At 40.4% G+C, this 16,998-nt stretch carries 18 protein-coding genes; 9 read left to right on the forward strand and 9 right to left on the reverse strand.

What is annotated here, in order from left to right:
- Positions 1-42: 42 nt before the first annotated feature.
- The 6 genes from JI667_RS12870 to JI667_RS12895 form a co-directional block, all read right to left on the reverse strand.
- Positions 43-450: a secondary thiamine-phosphate synthase enzyme YjbQ gene (locus JI667_RS12870; protein ID WP_206854618.1), complete on the reverse strand. Its 408-nt coding sequence runs from the start codon at positions 448-450 to the stop codon at positions 43-45.
- Positions 451-510: 60 nt separating this feature from the next.
- Positions 511-1,029, reverse strand: coding sequence for a 2'-5' RNA ligase family protein (locus tag JI667_RS12875; protein ID WP_206854620.1), 519 nt, complete (start codon positions 1,027-1,029; stop codon positions 511-513).
- A 14-nt stretch (positions 1,030-1,043) separates the two neighbouring features.
- Positions 1,044-1,337: a hypothetical protein gene (locus JI667_RS12880; RefSeq protein ID WP_206854633.1), complete on the reverse strand. Its 294-nt coding sequence runs from the start codon at positions 1,335-1,337 to the stop codon at positions 1,044-1,046.
- Between the two features lie 83 nt (positions 1,338-1,420).
- Entirely contained in the window at positions 1,421-2,149 is a 729-nt protein-coding gene (locus tag JI667_RS12885) for a LamB/YcsF family protein (RefSeq protein WP_206854636.1), read from the reverse strand.
- Between the two features lie 467 nt (positions 2,150-2,616).
- Positions 2,617-2,793: a hypothetical protein gene (locus JI667_RS12890; protein ID WP_206854639.1), complete on the reverse strand. Its 177-nt coding sequence runs from the start codon at positions 2,791-2,793 to the stop codon at positions 2,617-2,619.
- Between the two features lie 137 nt (positions 2,794-2,930).
- Positions 2,931-4,151, reverse strand: a complete 1,221-nt coding sequence (locus JI667_RS12895) for an MFS transporter (protein ID WP_206854642.1) — start codon at positions 4,149-4,151, stop codon at positions 2,931-2,933.
- A gap of 345 nt (positions 4,152-4,496) precedes the next feature.
- On the opposite strand from JI667_RS12895, the gene JI667_RS12900 reads away from it, so the two are divergent.
- Positions 4,497-5,177 (forward strand): response regulator transcription factor, encoded by a 681-nt coding sequence (locus JI667_RS12900; RefSeq protein ID WP_206854645.1) that lies wholly within the window; start codon positions 4,497-4,499, stop codon positions 5,175-5,177.
- Complete coding sequence (locus tag JI667_RS12905; RefSeq protein ID WP_206854648.1) at positions 5,174-6,583, forward strand: HAMP domain-containing sensor histidine kinase; 1,410 nt, start codon at positions 5,174-5,176, stop codon at positions 6,581-6,583. The genes JI667_RS12900 and JI667_RS12905 overlap by 4 nt, the downstream gene beginning before the upstream one ends.
- A gap of 11 nt (positions 6,584-6,594) precedes the next feature.
- On the opposite strand, the gene JI667_RS12910 is transcribed toward JI667_RS12905, so the two are convergent.
- Positions 6,595-7,110, reverse strand: a complete 516-nt coding sequence (locus JI667_RS12910) for an Hsp20/alpha crystallin family protein (protein ID WP_206854653.1) — start codon at positions 7,108-7,110, stop codon at positions 6,595-6,597.
- A 545-nt stretch (positions 7,111-7,655) separates the two neighbouring features.
- Here JI667_RS12910 and JI667_RS12915 point away from each other — a divergent pair.
- The 3 genes from JI667_RS12915 (at position 7,656) to JI667_RS12925 (ending at position 12,077) form a co-directional block, all read left to right on the forward strand.
- Entirely contained in the window at positions 7,656-10,502 is a 2,847-nt protein-coding gene (locus tag JI667_RS12915; protein WP_206854656.1) for a 2-oxoglutarate dehydrogenase E1 component, read from the forward strand.
- 19 nt (positions 10,503-10,521) lie between these two features.
- Positions 10,522-11,769, forward strand: coding sequence for a 2-oxoglutarate dehydrogenase complex dihydrolipoyllysine-residue succinyltransferase (odhB, locus tag JI667_RS12920; RefSeq protein ID WP_206854658.1), 1,248 nt, complete (start codon positions 10,522-10,524; stop codon positions 11,767-11,769).
- Between the two features lie 170 nt (positions 11,770-11,939).
- On the forward strand, positions 11,940-12,077 hold the full coding sequence (locus JI667_RS12925; protein ID WP_206854661.1) for a hypothetical protein: 138 nt from the start codon (positions 11,940-11,942) through the stop codon (positions 12,075-12,077).
- A 75-nt stretch (positions 12,078-12,152) separates the two neighbouring features.
- Here JI667_RS12925 and sda read toward each other — a convergent pair whose 3' ends face one another.
- Positions 12,153-12,287, reverse strand: a complete 135-nt coding sequence (gene sda / locus JI667_RS12930) for a sporulation histidine kinase inhibitor Sda (protein WP_044336757.1) — start codon at positions 12,285-12,287, stop codon at positions 12,153-12,155.
- A gap of 387 nt (positions 12,288-12,674) precedes the next feature.
- On the opposite strand from sda, the gene JI667_RS12935 reads away from it, so the two are divergent.
- From JI667_RS12935 to JI667_RS12945, 3 genes are all read left to right on the forward strand, one after another.
- A complete protein-coding gene (locus JI667_RS12935) occupies positions 12,675-14,312 on the forward strand; it encodes an AMP-binding protein (RefSeq protein WP_206855569.1) in 1,638 nt (545 codons plus the stop codon).
- A 182-nt stretch (positions 14,313-14,494) separates the two neighbouring features.
- Complete coding sequence (locus tag JI667_RS12940) at positions 14,495-15,370, forward strand: gamma-glutamylcyclotransferase (protein ID WP_206854679.1); 876 nt, start codon at positions 14,495-14,497, stop codon at positions 15,368-15,370.
- Between the two features lie 129 nt (positions 15,371-15,499).
- Positions 15,500-16,126: a DedA family protein gene (locus JI667_RS12945; protein WP_206854682.1), complete on the forward strand. Its 627-nt coding sequence runs from the start codon at positions 15,500-15,502 to the stop codon at positions 16,124-16,126.
- 32 nt (positions 16,127-16,158) lie between these two features.
- Here the strand turns inward: JI667_RS12945 and JI667_RS12950 are convergent, their stop codons facing one another.
- On the reverse strand, positions 16,159-16,488 hold the full coding sequence (locus tag JI667_RS12950; protein WP_206854685.1) for a hypothetical protein: 330 nt from the start codon (positions 16,486-16,488) through the stop codon (positions 16,159-16,161).
- Positions 16,489-16,696: 208 nt separating this feature from the next.
- On the opposite strand from JI667_RS12950, the gene JI667_RS12955 reads away from it, so the two are divergent.
- Positions 16,697-16,900: a DUF6501 family protein gene (locus JI667_RS12955; RefSeq protein WP_206854688.1), complete on the forward strand. Its 204-nt coding sequence runs from the start codon at positions 16,697-16,699 to the stop codon at positions 16,898-16,900.
- Positions 16,901-16,998 lie beyond the last annotated feature (98 nt).

Raw genomic sequence — 16,998 nt, forward strand, 5'->3', positions numbered from 1 at the left:
TAACAAATAATGATCGATGGTTTCCACTTCTATATAAAAGTCTTACTTTGAAGGAATGACTATGACGGACACTTTTCTTCGTGAACGGGGTCCGTCGAATTCACATAAGAAAACACCTTGCCATGTCCCAAGTAAAAGTTCCCCATCCGTAACGATGAGCATTTGAGAATGGCCGACTGTGCTTGTTTTCAAATGGGCTGCTGTATTTCCTTCACCATGGAGATCTGAGACTTGATGCCAAGGGTATACTTCGTCTAATCGGCGGAGGAAGTCGGTTTTTACATCTGGATCCGCATTCTCATTAACGGTAATACCTGCAGTTGTATGAAGGGATTGAACGATTGCAACACCTTCTCTCACGTTTGAGAGATTGATGATATCCTGCACATAGTCAGTAATGTCGATCATTTCGTCATGTTTCTTAGTATCAATGGTGAGTGTTTTAATCATATACCTACTCGCCTCTTTTCATGTATGATCTATTCGTTTACATTCCACTGAAAGCCTTGATTAATACATATTGTCGTCAAGTCGTATCCTGCCGATAACATGGGAAATTTCATCCTCACCTATTTCCTCTATGACGACTTCTTTTACTACCGTATGGAAGCTCTCTTCCCAACCCTTGTATGTCTCGACTGCCAGGCTGCATTCCTCCTGGTTTTTTATCCGTCCAAGTGTGATATGGGGAGTGTAAGTAATGTGATGATTTCGATAAGGTGTCAGGATTCCTTTGTATAATTCATCGTGTAAATGAATAAGAGCATCATTACCCTGTTTAACATTTAAGAATAAATACTCTCCATTTGAGCCAGTCACTCCGTTCATGATAAGGGTGAATGGTGAAAGATTGTTTGCCAGTGATTGAACATGGGAGAATAATTCATTTAGGGGAATAAGAGATTCAAAAGGGAAAACAAGGGTGATGTGGGGTGGGATTTTATCAGAGAGCGGATCGTATATTTTTCTGATATCCTGAATTTTTTCTGCTTTATGAAAGGCAGGAAAAATATGAATGGCCCTTTTCAACTTTTGCCCCTCCTTTAATGACAAGGTGATTCACGATTTTCAATGAACGTGTAGCTTTTTCGTTCGAAGGTTGCATTGAAACACTTTCCCTCTGTTGTTCTATAGAGGGCTTTATAGAATTTTTTATTGTCGGCTGTTGAATGAGTTTGTATGATACCCACAATCGTAGAACCGGGAGAAACGGTATGAATGGATGATTCTATACCGGTATGCAAGAGGATCCGCTTGTACGAGTAAATGACAATGACGAATCCCACTATAAAGATAAATATCCACCTGAATCCCTTTAGAAGTGCTGTCTTATTCATGTGAAATCCTCCATCTCCCCCACTAATCTATCTTATTACTAAACAGTATTAAAAGAATCAATAGGGCGGTTGAGCGCCCTGTATCATCCCTTTAACTTATTATATAAACGTTTAGCGAGGGATAGAGCCGCTTCGTTATCCCCATGTAGACAAACGGTGTCTGCCTGGATGGATACGATCTTACCATCAATTGACATCACTTCTTGTTTTTCCACCATACGAAGAACCTGTGTTTCCACTTCGTTCGCATCGTGAAGCACTGAATGTGGAAGAGAACGTGGAGTTAATGAACCGTCTGATTGATAGGCTCGATCGGCAAAAACTTCATGGGCAACATGTAAACCAATTTCCTCACCTGCTCTAGTGAGTTCGCTTTGCGATAAACCAAATAGAGTGAGGGACGTATCAAGGTCATATACGGCTTCCGCTATCGATTTAGCCAGTGGGAAGTCCTTCGCAGCCATATTGTACAGCGCCCCATGAGGCTTAACATGTGATAAAATCCCTCCCTGTGCTTTTACAAAAGCGTACAGAGCACCAATTTGATATTGGATGAGGGCATAGGCCTCTTCAGGTGAAATATGCATCATTCTTCTGCCAAACCCTTGAATGTCTGGCAGTCCCGGATGGGCCCCGATCTTTACATTATGCTTCATGGCGTTTGAAACGGTATGTTTCATTACAAGGGGATCACCTGCATGAAAACCGCAAGCGATATTAACAGAGCTGACATAATTCATCATGTCTTCATCCTTACCAATCGTATATGCACCAAAGCTTTCTCCTAGATCACAGTTTAAATCGATTTTCATTTTTTCATCCTTTCGACCATGAGAATGTATTATAACATTCTGAATTCTTCTTCATCATACCATAAAACCCGATATTCTGTTTTCATTGATGGAAGACTTCCCGTGCAAATAGATAATTTCTCATTAAATTCTAATCTTGTTTTAATAGAGTTCACTTTTTTGAAAGATACAATGGGTCTTGCTTATGAATAAGGATTTATCACTCCCTAAACAGGATGGGAAGTGGGGTAGCTTTCTAATTCTGTTTAAATCTTTATTATGTAAGACCCATTCTAATTTCTTTCCTTTGAAGACAAAAGCCTTGCTGAAGCTTTTGTCTTCTTTTTTTAAAATGAGAAAAAAGAATGATTATGAAAAATGCAATTGAATGATATATATTGGGTAGCCTAAAAAGGTGAGATGGTGTATGTGGAAGAACAAAAAAAGGCAAAGAAAAGTTTCTCTGCCAGTCTGCATAAGCCTTCAGATTATTGGGGATGATGTAGCTTTAATTTTAGTTTATAGAGCCATGCTTTCATTTTTCCTTCATTTTTATCCTCTTTAGAAGAATCTTCCATGATTCTTTTCCGCAAAAAATAATAAACCATCTCTTCCGATAGGACGAGCAGGATAAAGAAAGAAACAATTACAATAAGCCACGTCATACTTATTCCCCCCTTTGCTTCTCTTCCATATTTATGGTTATATCTACCACATTATGTAGAAGAGTAAACCATATACGATAGGGAAGCGTAGCGGGAACGCAATAGAGAACGGTACCTTCCATGGGTCCGTTCTTTGGTTATGCCTTTTTCGTTGAAAGTGAATGAGGTTCTGAAACCGGGACTTTAATGAGAAACATCCCGATGAGACATGAAAAGATGCTGAGGGTGATAAAAATGATAAAAATGGTCATGGGTTCAATCAGTGCAACAATCGGGGGCCCAAGGGCGACTCCTGTAAACCTCATGGAACTGTAAATTGAGGTTACTGTTCCCCGATGTTCTTTTTCGATACCTTCTGTGATCAAAGCATCAAGACAAGGCAAAGCCGATCCCATACCAATTCCTGCAATGGAGAAAATACCTATGATCACCCATTTACCTTCGCTGAATAATAGCGGGAGAAATGCAATTGAGCTCATTAAAGAACCTAATACAATGACCCACTTCATTTTATTTTTGCTCTTACCAATCAGTTTCCCCGAAATGTATGAGGTCAAGCATAAAAATAGAAGGGGTACGGCCAGATACAGACCTTTCATGACTCCGTTGATATGATAAGCCTGTTCCAGTCGTGTGGATAAATAATACAGGAACCCGAATAAAATGAACATGGAAAGGATCCCGATGATAAAGATACCGAAAATCCATTTCTTTTCTTTCTTAAGGACCACTTTAACTTCGTGAATGAACTCTTTGATGGACTGTTTTCCCTCTTCACCTTTTTTTGGAGGAACTTTTACCATGAAAAGAATCAGAACGATTGAAAGTACGGAAAAAACAGGGATGGAAAAAAAGGGAATGTACCAGATCCAAGCAGCAAATAATGCCCCTAAGATCGGACTTAATACTTTACCAAACGTGTTAGACGTCTCAATCAGTCCAAGCCCTTTGGTTATCTGGTCATCATCTTCATACAAATCCCCAACAGTTGGAATGACGACCGGAAAGGCTCCGGCTGCACCTATCCCTTGTATGACTCTGCCGACGATCACAAATAAATAGGCATTAGATCCATATATAGACGCAATACCGCAAAGGGTTCCGCCAATTCCAGCGATAATGAGACTTGGAATCAATATTTTCTTCCTGCCGAAGCGATCCGACAAAAACCCCGCTATGGGGATGCAAAGGATCGCAATGATCGAATAGACCGTGATGATGAGGCTTGATTGAAAACCGGTAATATCCAATTCTCTTTCCAATTGAGGGAGAACAGGAATTAACATGGAATTCCCCAATGTCATAACTAAAGGAATAGATGATAATGCGAATAAATCCAACTTTTTCTTGCTTTCCATTTCGTGCACCTCATTCTTGTTTCTACAGAGCTTATTTTCTTCAATCTCGGTTAATTCATACTACGAATTTAACGAACCGTAATATTATTATGTAAACAATATCTCTTAATGAAAATTCACCCATTTCTCATTGTATTTTAATGAAGCTGGAGGAGAATGAAAGTACTGATAAAAAGGGAGGTTAGAACCATGTGGATTCGAATTATTCCTGTTTTATTTTTTAGTTTTACCGCCATTACCTTAATGACGTATCAAGGTATTGAAATATTCCATGCCCTTAATGATTTTATTTTTAATAAAAGTAAACTAAAATAAGATGTAAGAAGCTTTAGAGCAGGTGATTGTGTGAAAAGGATCTTAGTCATTGAAGATGAAAAAAATCTATCCCGTTTTATCGAACTGGAACTAAAATATGAAGGTTATGATGTGGGTCTCGCATATGATGGAAGGGATGGTTTGGAAAAGGCCCTTGAAGAGGAGTGGGATATCATCCTGTTGGACTTAATGCTTCCAGGCTTAAATGGACTTGAAGTTTGCAGGAGAATACGTCAAGTGAAGTCCATTCCGATCCTCATGATCACGGCAAGGGACAGTGTGATGGACCGTGTCTCCGGGCTTGACAGCGGGGCGGACGATTATATTGTCAAACCTTTTGCCATTGAAGAATTGTTAGCAAGACTGAGGGCTGTGTTCAGGCGTGCAGTAAAAGAGGAAACGATCATCACCCAGACTACATTTCATTTCCGTGATATCACTGTACAAAAAGAGTCCAGGCAGGTTTTTAAGTTAGAAGAAGAAATTGAGGTGACGAAAAGGGAATATGACCTTTTACTCGCCTTTTTGGAAAACAAGAATATTGTGCTGACCCGAGAAGTTCTTCTGAATAAGGTATGGGGGTACGATACTGAAGTAGAAACGAACGTCGTGGATGTTTACGTGAGGTATTTAAGGAATAAAATTGATTCACCTGACGAAGACAGTTATATCCAAACGGTTCGGGGGACGGGTTATGTGATGAGGACATGAATACATTGATTAATCGTTTTAACCCTTCATCACTTAAGCTGAAGTGGGCTTTGGCCGCGGGCTCAGCCATATTCCTTGCCTTTTTTCTATTCAGTTTTTTTCAATATCATGCTATCAGTAAATGGATGCTTGATGAGGAAGAAAACAATTTTGAACGGGTGTTGGATGAAATTTCTGTCTTTTTTAAACAAAGAGGATCCAATATCAAGCTTCAAGATATTTATGATAGCCGGGATTTAATGAAACAAATTGCAGAAAAGGACCAGACTATAAGGATTTTGGATCATCAAGGAGATCAAGTGTTGGAAATCAAAGGGGAAAATGAAGCTTCATTCTATGTACCCTTTCAGCCGGCAGGGTCCAAATCTGTGGTATCGATAGAATCCGAGGGCAAGAAAATGCTCATTGGACGCTCGCCGATTCAGTCAAGTGAGTTCAATGGATATGTTGAAATCATTCAGCCGTTAAACCGCTATGAAAAGATCATGAAAAACCTTTTCTGGATCATGACTATCACAGGTATTTTGGCACTCCTGATCAGCGCAGTCGTTGGTTATTTCATGGCGAAAAGCTTTGTTCGACCATTGAATAAGCTTTCCGAAACGATGAGATCGATCGAACGGAAAGGGTTTCATGAAAGAGTAGAGATCGTCAAAGCTCATGATGAAATCAGTGACTTGTCACAGATCTTCAATAAGATGATGAACCAAATCGAAAAATCTTTTCAGCAACAACAGCAATTCGTGGAAGATGCATCCCATGAATTAAGAACGCCCATTCAGGTACTCGAGGGGCATCTTGCTTTATTGAATCGCTGGGGAAAAAAAGATCCAACCATACTGGAAGAATCTTTACAAGTATCATTAGAAGAACTGGAAAGAGTGAAACGGCTCGTGGGGGAATTGCTGGAGCTCTCCAGGGCAGACCGGGTAAATGTCGATTTGGAAAATGCCCGTGCAAACGTTCAGAAAGTAGTCGATAAAGTCATAAGGGACTTTAGGTTCCTTCATAAGAATTATACGTTCTCATCCTTGGATGAATTAGACCGGGAAGCTTTGGTTGCCATAATGCCACGGCATCTGGAACAAATCATGACCATCCTCCTGGATAACGCTGTAAAGTATTCTGATGAGCATTCCACCATCGAAGTGAAGCTTGCGGATCATCAGGGAGAAGTAATCGTAGAGGTGAAGGATGAAGGGATCGGTATTCCGGAAGAAGATCTCCCTAAGATTTTTAATCGTTTTTATCGCGTAGATAAGGCAAGGAGCAGGGAAAAGGGAGGATACGGATTGGGATTGGCCATTGCATCAAAACTCATTTATAACTATGAGGGATTTATCACTGCCTTCAGAAATCAACCAGATGGAACGGTTATCCGCCTATCCCTTAAATACGTCCGATGATGATAGACGTCTCAATATTTTTCTGAGACGTCTATTTCTGTGTACTGCATATCAATGCTCTTAGGGATCCTGAGCTCCAGGATTCCTTCCTTGAACTGAGCCACAGCCCCTTTTTTCTTTACTAAACAGGGCAGAGTGATTACTTGTCTTTCGTCACTCCCCGGGATGTTTTCTATGATTGCCTGGTTGGAGGTGTGGAAGATTTTCAGTTGTTTCATCCATTCTTCGTTCGGAATATGAAAACGAATATAAATATCTTCAAAGGATTCAAAGACAGTAGCAGGAACGGATGAGGAGTGGGAGCTGTACTCTTTCTCATTCTTGTCTTTTTGCCCCTGATTGCCCATAGGGTTCATGAAGGATTGAGCACCATTCATCATATCATTAGGATTCATCATGCTTTCCCAACCGCCAGGGATCATTTTCTTCATCATTCCTTGTATATAAGAATCCATTTCTTTCGGGTTCATCTGGTTCATTTGATCTTTCATACCTTTATTGAAAGGGAATAAACTCCATGGGAACACGTGAACCACCTCACTTTAAACTGTATTGGTTGGTTTGCTTTTGGTTTTATACTATGCAACGGATGGGCGATGAGTTCATTTTTTAAGAGGAAGATGTGAACTGAAGGCGGAAAATTTGTATCTATTACTCTAGAAAGATCAAACAAAATAAAAAATTCATGAAATCAACAAAAAATATTTGGTTTTTTTAGGTAACAGTAGTAAGATGGTTTATGAAAAAAGTACCCTCACAACGGGATACAAGAAGGTGAAAGAGAAAGCGCTTAATAGAATATTATTTCAGAATAGTCGATTTTAAAAAGGGTTTTCCGTGGATTTATTATGGGAATATAAGTAATAGCCTTATAAGAAATGAGGAAAACAAAATTTTGAGAAATTTGTTATAAAGACTTTATATTACCACTGCACAGTGATAAAATGTCCTTGTAAGCGTTTTAATGTAGTAAAAATTACTATTCTTGCATAATGAAAAATGATCATGAACTTGTAAGAATACATGATACCCAAATTATACTAACTGGCAAAATAGTTGGAGGTTTTTCACAATGAAGAAGCAATCTGCACATGGGGAACCGTGGCAATCGTTCTACGGACCTAACCTGGGTTATGTGATGGAGGTTTATGAACAATTCCTTGAAGATCCATCTGAGGTAGATCCTGAGCTGAAGGAATTATTTGAACAATGGGGGCCTCCTACCGTTGAAGATGTCAAGGTCATCGCTAGCGCTCAACACGGAGATTCGTCATTTACATTACCAGAACAGCCAACTGCTCTAAGTAAAATGGTGGCTGCGGTTAAATTAGCAGATAATATTCGTACATATGGTCATTTGGCTGCGGATATTAATCCCCTAAATGATCGGAATAAGGATACAAGAAGAATCGAGCTTTCCGAGTTCAATTTGACCGAAGGAGACTTAAAACAGATTCCGGTTGATTTCTTATGTCCGAATGCCCCTTCTCATATCAGGGATGGGCTCGAGGCAATCAATCATTTAAGGCAGGTCTATACAAATAAATTAGCTTTTGAATATGCTCATGTACATGAACTTGAAGAGAAAAATTGGTTAAGAGAAAAGATTGAATCGGAATCCTATTTCGCACCTCTTTCAAAGGATAAAAAAGTCGCATTGTTAAAGCGTCTTGCTCAAGTGGATGGATTTGAAAAATATGTTCACCGTACCTTCGTAGGACAAAAACGCTTCTCGATTGAAGGACTGGATACAATGGTTCCACTTCTTGACGAGATGATCCGTTATTCAGTTGAATCTGGAGCTAAAACGGTCAACATAGGAATGGCACACCGGGGACGCTTAAACGTATTGGCACATGTAATCGGTAAACCGTATGAAATGATCTTTGCAGAATTTCAACACGCACCGAGCAAGGATTTAATTCCTTCTGAAGGGTCGGTGGGAATTACCTTTGGATGGACGGGTGACGTCAAGTATCATCTTGGCGCTGATCGTGAAATCGCTCCACAGCAGTCGCCGACAGCACGTGCGCGGGTGACGCTTGCCAATAACCCAAGTCATTTGGAAGTTGTGAGTCCGATTGTGGCCGGATATACACGTGCAGCTCAAGAAGTCCGGGAAGACAGGGGTTACCCTGAGCAGTCTCCGGAAGCTTCCTATGCGGTGATGATCCATGGGGATGCTGCGTTCCCGGGACAGGGTGTCGTGGCTGAAACATTAAATATGAGCCAACTTCGCGGCTATAATACAGGTGGATCGATTCATCTTATTGCCAACAATATGATTGGGTTCACAACGGAAAGCCGTGATTCACGTTCAACAAAGTATGCATCTGATACTGCAAAAGGCTTCGAGGTGCCGATCGTCCACGTCAATGCAGATGATCCCGAAGCCTGTCTCGCTGCTGCAGTCCTAGCCTATGAATATCGTAAAACATTTGGAAAAGATTTTGTCATTGATCTAATCGGTTACCGTCGTTTCGGTCACAATGAAACGGATGAACCAATGGTGACGAATCCACTAATGTATTCGATCATTCAGAATCACCCGAATGTGAAGAAGCTGTATGCAGAAAGGCTCGTCTCTGAGGGGATCTTAACAGACGCAGAGGTCGATAAGATGGATACTGAAATCGAAGAAGAATTAAAAGCGGCATATGATAAGGTACCTGCGAAAGACGATGATCCCGATACAGTTCTGGCTCCGCCTGAGTATGTAGCGAATGGACTGCCGGACATCAATACAAGCGTCGATTTCGATAAGCTGGAAGGGCTAAACGGTGAATTGCTCCAATGGCCGGAGGGCTTTAATGTATTCAAGAAATTAGAGCGCATCTTAAATAGACGCAGTCAGGTATTCGAAGGAAAAGGGAAGATCGATTGGGCCCATGCAGAGACTCTTGCTTTTGCTTCGATCTTAAAGGATGGTACCCCAATAAGGTTGACTGGTCAGGACTCAGAGAGGGGAACATTTGCTCAGCGTCATCTTGTACTCCATGATGAGAAATCAGGTGAAGAATATATTCCTTTACACAATCTGAAGGACAGCCACGCATCATTTGTTGTCCACAACAGTCCTCTCACTGAGACAGCGGTCGTCGGATATGAGTATGGGTACAATGTGTTTGCTCCGGAAACACTGGTTCTATGGGAAGCGCAATTTGGAGATTTCTCAAATATGGCACAAGTGATGTTTGATCAATTCATTTCTGCCGGACGTGCAAAATGGGGGCAAAAAACTGGTCTTGTCATGCTTCTCCCTCATGGATATGAAGGACAGGGACCTGAGCACTCCAGTGCCCGCCTGGAAAGATTCTTACAGCTTGGTGGTGAATATAACTGGACTGTTGCGAACTGTTCAACAGCCGGTCAATATTTCCACATCCTGAGACGTCAAGCTGCCATCTTACAAAAAGAAGAAGTGAGACCACTGGTCATCATGACACCGAAAAGCTTACTTCGAAATAAGTTTGCTTCTGTTACAGCTGAAGAATTGGCACATGGTGAATTTCATTCAGTACTGGAGGAGAAGGGCCTCGGGAAAGATTTGAATGCAGTTGAAAGAATTGTATTATGCAGCGGGAAAATTGCAATCGACTTAGAAGAGAAGCTTCAGGATATCGAAGAGAAAGATTGGTTGCATATTCTAAGAGTCGAAGAAATCTATCCTTTTCCTAAAGGAGATATCACTGCCATATTAGAGAGGTATCCAAACCTGAAAGAGTTGGTCTGGATCCAGGAAGAACCTAAGAATATGGGCGCATGGACATTTGCAGAGCCACGTCTAAGGGATATTGCTCCAGAGGGTGTAGAAGTGCATTATGTCGGCCGTCGCAGACGTTCAAGTCCATCAGAAGGTGAACCAACTGTACACAAAAAAGAACAATCACGGATTATCAGAGAAGCGTTAACCCGATAAGAAAGAGGAGGACATCACAGTGGCAGAAATTAAAGTTCCAGAATTAGCAGAATCAATTACAGAAGGTACAATTGCTCAATGGTTGAAACAGCCTGGGGATTATGTAGAAAAAGGCGAATACATTGTCGAACTTGAAACGGATAAAGTAAATGTTGAAGTCATTTCAGAAGAAGCCGGAACCATCCAAGAGCTGAAAGCAGATGAAGGTGATACAGTCGAAGTTGGTCAGGTGATTGCCATTGTTGGTGCGGGGGGAGAAGCACCATCCCCTTCTGAAGCAAAACAAGAAGCGCCTAAAGAAGAGGAGAAGGAAGAAAGTACGAAGAAGGAAGAAAGTACGAAGAAGGAAGAGGCACCAGTGAAAGAGGACAAAAAGAATCGTCCGATTGCTTCTCCGGCTGCACGAAAATTAGCACGTGAAAAAGGCATCGACCTCTCAGATGTTCCAACAGATCCTCTTGGCCGTGTGCGTAAACAGGACATCGAGGCCTATAGTAATAAGCCAGCTGAAGCTTCTAAGCCTTCTGCAGGGGAAAAGAAGGCACCTGCTAAGAAAGATGATGGAAAGCCTGTTGTTCGTGAGAAAATGTCCCGCCGCCGTCAAACGATTGCGAAACGTCTAGTCGAGGTTCAGCAAACTGCTGCCATGTTAACGACGTTCAATGAAATTGATATGAGCAAAGTCATGGAGCTCCGCAAACGCAAAAAAGACAAATTCTTCGATGACCATGATGTAAGACTGGGATTCATGAGTTTCTTCACTAAAGCGGTAGTTGCGGCTCTTAAGAAATACCCTTATGTAAATGCTGAGATCGATGGAGATGAAATTGTCCTGAAAAAATTCTATGATGTCGGCGTAGCTGTGTCGACTGATGATGGACTGGTTGTACCTATCGTACGCGATTGTGAGCGTAAGAACTTTGCTGAAATCGAAGGCGAAATTATGGAACTTGCTACAAAGGCAAGAAACAATAAACTATCTTTAGGGGACCTTCAAGGTGGTTCATTCACCATTACAAATGGTGGAGTATTCGGTTCACTCTTATCTACCCCAATCTTAAATGGACCTCAAGTTGGAATTTTAGGAATGCACAAAATTCAACTTCGTCCTGTAGCCATTGATAAAGACACAATGGAGAATCGTCCGATGATGTACATTGCATTATCATATGACCACAGAATCATTGATGGGAAAGAAGCTGTAGGCTTCCTTGCAATGGTCAAAGACTTGCTTGAAAACCCGGAAGATTTACTTCTTGAAGGTTGATTCTTTCTGATTGAATAGTGATAGATGAATGTTTAGCTGATTCATATGACCACTTTGGGTCTATGAGTCAGCTTTTTTTTTCACCAATTTTCACCAAAGGCATAAAATATGGATAAGTATAATAAAGTTTACTTAAGGAAACTTTCGGGCGAATTGGAGAGGGTGTAAATATGAAAACTCATCAATCAAAAAAAGTCATTCAATATTCCTATTTTTTTCATAAGCTAGGACTGATCGATAGTGAGCAATACAAGCAAATCGAGGAGTATCATGGATCGAAGGGAATGAAAAAAGACAGACTCAAATAAATTTGGGTCTGTCATCACAATGGTATCTCAGGGGGTGAGATAAAAAGTCTTCAAATCTAATTTTTGTTTACATGGTCAAGATTTCCTAAAAGGTTTTAATCCTCGGTTACGAATTTCTTTCTTAAGAAGCAAAATCCAGTCTTGATCATTCCCTTGTTTCTCAGCATCACGATAAGCTGCCACCAACTGTTCATTACTTAAGATTTTCATAGCCAACCTCCCAGGAAATGTGTAAAATATAGAATTTTCTATATTTTCTATATATTCTACATAGAAAACCATCATTTGAAAAGAGTTTTTTCGTAAATCACGTCAAAAGTTGTATTTTTAGTTATTTTGTTGATTTTGGTTTAAGTGAGGCGATTTTTGTCTATATCATTTAGTTGAACTATTTTTAGATTGTTGAATTTTGTCAGAGTACTGTATAAACTCGTTTACATTATGAGACATGTAGATGGTTTATTAGTTTGAAAATTTTAATTTTTGTGATAATATACACGGGTAAGGAACTGACTTTTTCACCTCTGGGATTATACATACTCGCAAGGTTCCAAGCAACTTTCGGTCTAAGAAAAGGGGGATATTCTTTTGTCGGAGATTTTACACACTACAGTAGGGGAACTTCTTGAAGAAAAAGCACGAATTCAACCTGATATCGAAGCAGTCGTCTATGCAGACAGAGGTTTGCGATGGTCATATCACGAATTCAACCAACTATGCAGACAGGCTGCAAAAGGATTCATGAAACTGGGTATCAATAAAGGGGATCACATTGCCATATGGGCATCAAATACTCCAGAATGGTTAGTGAGCCAATTCTCCACAGGTAAAATGGGGGCGGTCCTTGTAACCGTGAATACCAATTATCGAACCGCTGAATTAGAATATTTGTTAAAGCAGTCGGACAGTCAGACGATTATTCTAATGGAAGGCTTCAGAGGTGCGCCTTATATAGACATGTTATATGAGATTTGTCCGGAATTGAACTCTTCCATGCCGGGGGAATTAAAGAGTGAAAAACTTCCTTTTCTTAAAAATGTCATTGTTTTGGGGGAGAATTCCTATCCGGGTACATACAGTTGGGGGGATATTATAGAAAAAGGGAAGGGAGCGGATGACAAAGAGTTAGACGAAAGACTTTCAAGTCTTTCCCCCCAGGACGTCATTAATATGCAATATACATCCGGGACGACAGGATTTCCAAAAGGGGTCATGCTCACACACTCCAATATCGTAAACAACGGTTATAACATTGCCGGGTGTATGAGGCTCACTCAAAAAGACCGTCTATGTATACCTGTTCCATTCTTTCATTGTTTCGGTTGTGTATTAGGTGTTCTTGCTTGCGTTTCCGTGGGAGCTACAATGGTTCCTTTACAGGAATTCGATCCTCGTCAGGTCTTAAAGACCGTACAGGATGAGAAGTGTACGGGTCTCCATGGAGTCCCGACCATGTTCATATCCGAACTGAACCTCCCTGACTTCGATCAATATGATCTGTCACACCTTCGTACCGGCATTATGGCAGGAAGCAATTGTCCGATTGAAGTAATGAAAGGTGTCATGGAGAAAATGGGAGCGGATGAAATTACGATTGCTTATGGCCAGACCGAGTCATCCCCAGTGATCACACAGACGCGCACTCATGATCCGATCGAAGTAAAAGTCGAGACCGTTGGGAAATCACTTCCTAATGTTGAAGTGAAAATCGTGGAACCTGGTACAAATCGGGAAGTCCCAAATGGAGTCCAGGGTGAATTATGTACCAGAGGCTATCATGTCATGAAAGGGTACTTTAAGAATGAAGAGGCTACGAGGCTTGCCATAGACGATGAAGACTGGCTTCATACAGGAGATCTGGCCGTTATGGATGCCCATGGATATTGCAGGATTACAGGAAGGCTTAAGGATATGATCATTAGAGGCGGTGAGAATATTTACCCTAGAGAAATTGAAGAGTTCCTTTATTCCCATCCTAAGGTGTTGGATGTTCAGGTCATAGGCATCCCAGATGAGGTATATGGTGAGGAAGTCATGGCTTGGATCATTCTCAAGGAAGGCCAGAACGCAACGTCTGAAGAAATCAGAGAGTATTGTACCGGCAAGATCTCACGACATAAAATTCCTAGGTATATAGAATTCACTGATGCTTACCCAATGACAGCCTCCGGAAAGATACAAAAATTCCGGTTAAGAGAGCAGGCAAAACAAACGGCCATACCTAAAAGAAACTAAATAATTGAAAGCGTTTCCCATTTGGGCATTCCCGTCATGACAGGAATGCCCTTTTGCAATTATTCCTATTCATATAGTATGAATAACTGAAATTTTGTTGGTCATTTGATAAAATATAGAAAAGGTATTCTAAGTGTTTAACTAGAATAAAGTTATGTTAATTAGAGAGAAGGGGTTAAACTGTGTACGTTTTTGTTTATGGTACGTTAAGAAGACATGAAAGTAATCATGCACTATTGAAAGAAGCAACATTCATGAGGGAGCAAGCATGGGTTGAGGGAGTTCTTTACGAGACCAATAGAGGATATCCCGCCCTTAGAGAAGGGGATGAAACCGTCTATGGAGAGTTGTATAAGATCAACTCCGATATATTATCAAAAGTGGATGAACTTGAGGGTTTTTTGGAAGGGCGAGAAGACAACCTCTACATTCGGAAAGTAAAAAAAGTTTCAACTGATACAGGAGAATATGAAGCGTTTACATATTATTCTGAAAACGAAGCATTATTTCAAGAAGAAATCCCTTCAGGAGACTGGAAGGTTCATCGATATCTGAAGGAGAAACCTGAAAGAACCCTTTATTTTGCATACGGTTCCTGTATGGATGATGATCGGTTTAAAAAAGCCGGAGTAGATCGTTATTTCACAAACTGCCTTGGTGCCGGTGAATTGAAAGGTTATTCGATGAAATATCTCTTTCAAGTTCATGATGGAGGCCGAGGAGACATTATAGAAGATGGAGGGACAATGGAAGGTGTCGTTTATAAAATCCCACAGCAGGCAGTAGAATACTTGTTTGAGAGAGAGGGTGTGACACCGGGTTGGTACAGAGCCGCTTTCATTGACATTACAATTGACGGTACTCTCCATAAAGATGTATTGACCTTTATTGTAAAAGCGAAATATGAAGAAACATGCCCTCCCGATCATTACGCAAGGGAAATCCTTCGTGGGAGTTTTCCTCATGTAAGCATGGCTTACCATGAAAAATTACAAAAACAGTTAACGGAAATAGGTATGTCGAAAGAACAAGTTCAGAATCTTTTAAAGCGAAGTTAAACAGGCATACTCAAATAGATGATCCGATTCTGAAATGGTTTTCTTCTTTCAAGTTTGGGGTATTCATTGGTAAACGTCTAGGAATTTGAACTGACGGAACGAATCGTAGGAAGTGAAAAGAGGTGTGTGATGGACTTTTTACTTGAGTTGGTGGATCGATTTGGTTATTTGGCCATGTTCTTTTTTAACTGGGTTGTGTTTTTAGGCTTACCGGTACCAAACGAACTTGCTGCAGCATTAGCCGGATATCTATCTGAATGGAGACATTTTGACCCGTGCACCTCTTTTTTCTGTATGTACAGTGGATTAATCTCTTATGGGATTTTGGCCTTCTTGAATGGAAGGTATTTTGGCTCAAAGGTGACATCTCGTATGATGAAAGGGAATAAATCAAAAAAACTGATTGTAAGTGGAGAGAACTGGTTGCATAAATATGGCCCTTTAGCTATTTCGTTCAGCTATTTCATTCCCGGTGTCCGATTATGCATGCCTTACATTGCAGGTGCTTCAAAGGGAATCCCCTTTATGAAATTCCTTCTATATGCCCTTCCTTCCGCTTTCCTATGGGGACTTATCTATTTTCAGATTGGACGGTACTTTCCTAAAAGCTTTCCGGTGGTGTTAGAGGAAATGAGCGTAAAAGCGGGTATCTTCATTGCAATCCTATTGATCCCTATCTTTATATACGGATTCATCCTCTTCATGAAAAAAAGCACGTTTTCAACAAGATGGAAAAAAGTAAAATACCGAAAATAATAAAAGACCGATGGAAGTGTGTAGTGTCTCCATCAGCCTTGCTCATCAATTATAATGGTAAAATACCTCCCAAACATACCGATCGCTTTAACAATGATTCTTGAGCCATTCTCATCTTCATAGATCTTGCCGATCGTGTTAAACAGAAGATATCCCTTCTTAATATTTGATCCGGTTTCAATCAGAGTGGTGTACGAATTGTCATCAGTCATTTTCGTGCACGTAATTGATTCATGACATTCTATATTATATTCATTCAAGAGCCATGAGTAAAACTGTGCTTCACTTGGCCTATGGGTACTCATATAGACAAACAAAATGAAAGAGAAGGCCATCCCTATTCTGGTTAATTCTTTTTTCACTGGTATCTAACCTCTCCAAACGTTTAATCTCCTATAATATACCATATAAATAGATAGAAGTGACAGATTTCGAAAAAAAGATACAAAATACTTCTTGATCATCCATATGAAGTGAAACGAATCAGTTAGAATGCATGATAGTAGTTGAACTAATGAGCCTGTAAGAATATACTAGTAGCATAGTTCTCATTAAAAGGAGGTTATTGATTTGATCCATAAAACTTGGACCGATCACCGTACAAATAAAAAGGTAAAGTGTGTACATACTGATGCAAAGAAATATACAGTCGCTAATGTTCTCACCGTTGGAAAAGAATACGACGTGAAGAATGAATCTGAAGATTACTTCTTCGTAATCGATGAGAGTGGCAAAATGGGTGGTTTTTATAAAGAGTACTTTGAAGAGGTATAATCCCTCTGCCAGCTGATTTCTTCCACATTCACGGGAGAAATCAGCTTTTTTTGTTTTTCAAATCCTCACATCGCATCTCAAATGGCTGGGAAATTTAA

This window comes from Bacillus sp. NTK074B (assembly GCF_017303375.1).
GTDB lineage: Bacteria > Bacillota > Bacilli > Bacillales > Bacillaceae_B > Rossellomorea.

Coding starts and splice junctions, on each gene's coding strand:
- JI667_RS12870 (WP_206854618.1), bottom strand. CDS start 450: ATGATTAAAACACTCACCATTGATACTAAGAAACATGACGAAATGATC.
- JI667_RS12890 (WP_206854639.1), bottom strand. CDS start 2,793: ATGACGTGGCTTATTGTAATTGTTTCTTTCTTTATCCTGCTCGTCCTA.
- JI667_RS12885 (WP_206854636.1), bottom strand. CDS start 2,149: ATGAAAATCGATTTAAACTGTGATCTAGGAGAAAGCTTTGGTGCATAT.
- JI667_RS12895 (WP_206854642.1), bottom strand. CDS start 4,151: ATGGAAAGCAAGAAAAAGTTGGATTTATTCGCATTATCATCTATTCCT.
- JI667_RS12880 (WP_206854633.1), bottom strand. CDS start 1,337: ATGAATAAGACAGCACTTCTAAAGGGATTCAGGTGGATATTTATCTTT.
- JI667_RS12925 (WP_206854661.1), top strand. CDS start 11,940: ATGAAAACTCATCAATCAAAAAAAGTCATTCAATATTCCTATTTTTTT.
- JI667_RS12945 (WP_206854682.1), top strand. CDS start 15,500: ATGGACTTTTTACTTGAGTTGGTGGATCGATTTGGTTATTTGGCCATG.
- JI667_RS12915 (WP_206854656.1), top strand. CDS start 7,656: ATGAAGAAGCAATCTGCACATGGGGAACCGTGGCAATCGTTCTACGGA.
- JI667_RS12905 (WP_206854648.1), top strand. CDS start 5,174: ATGAATACATTGATTAATCGTTTTAACCCTTCATCACTTAAGCTGAAG.
- sda (WP_044336757.1), bottom strand. CDS start 12,287: ATGAAAATCTTAAGTAATGAACAGTTGGTGGCAGCTTATCGTGATGCT.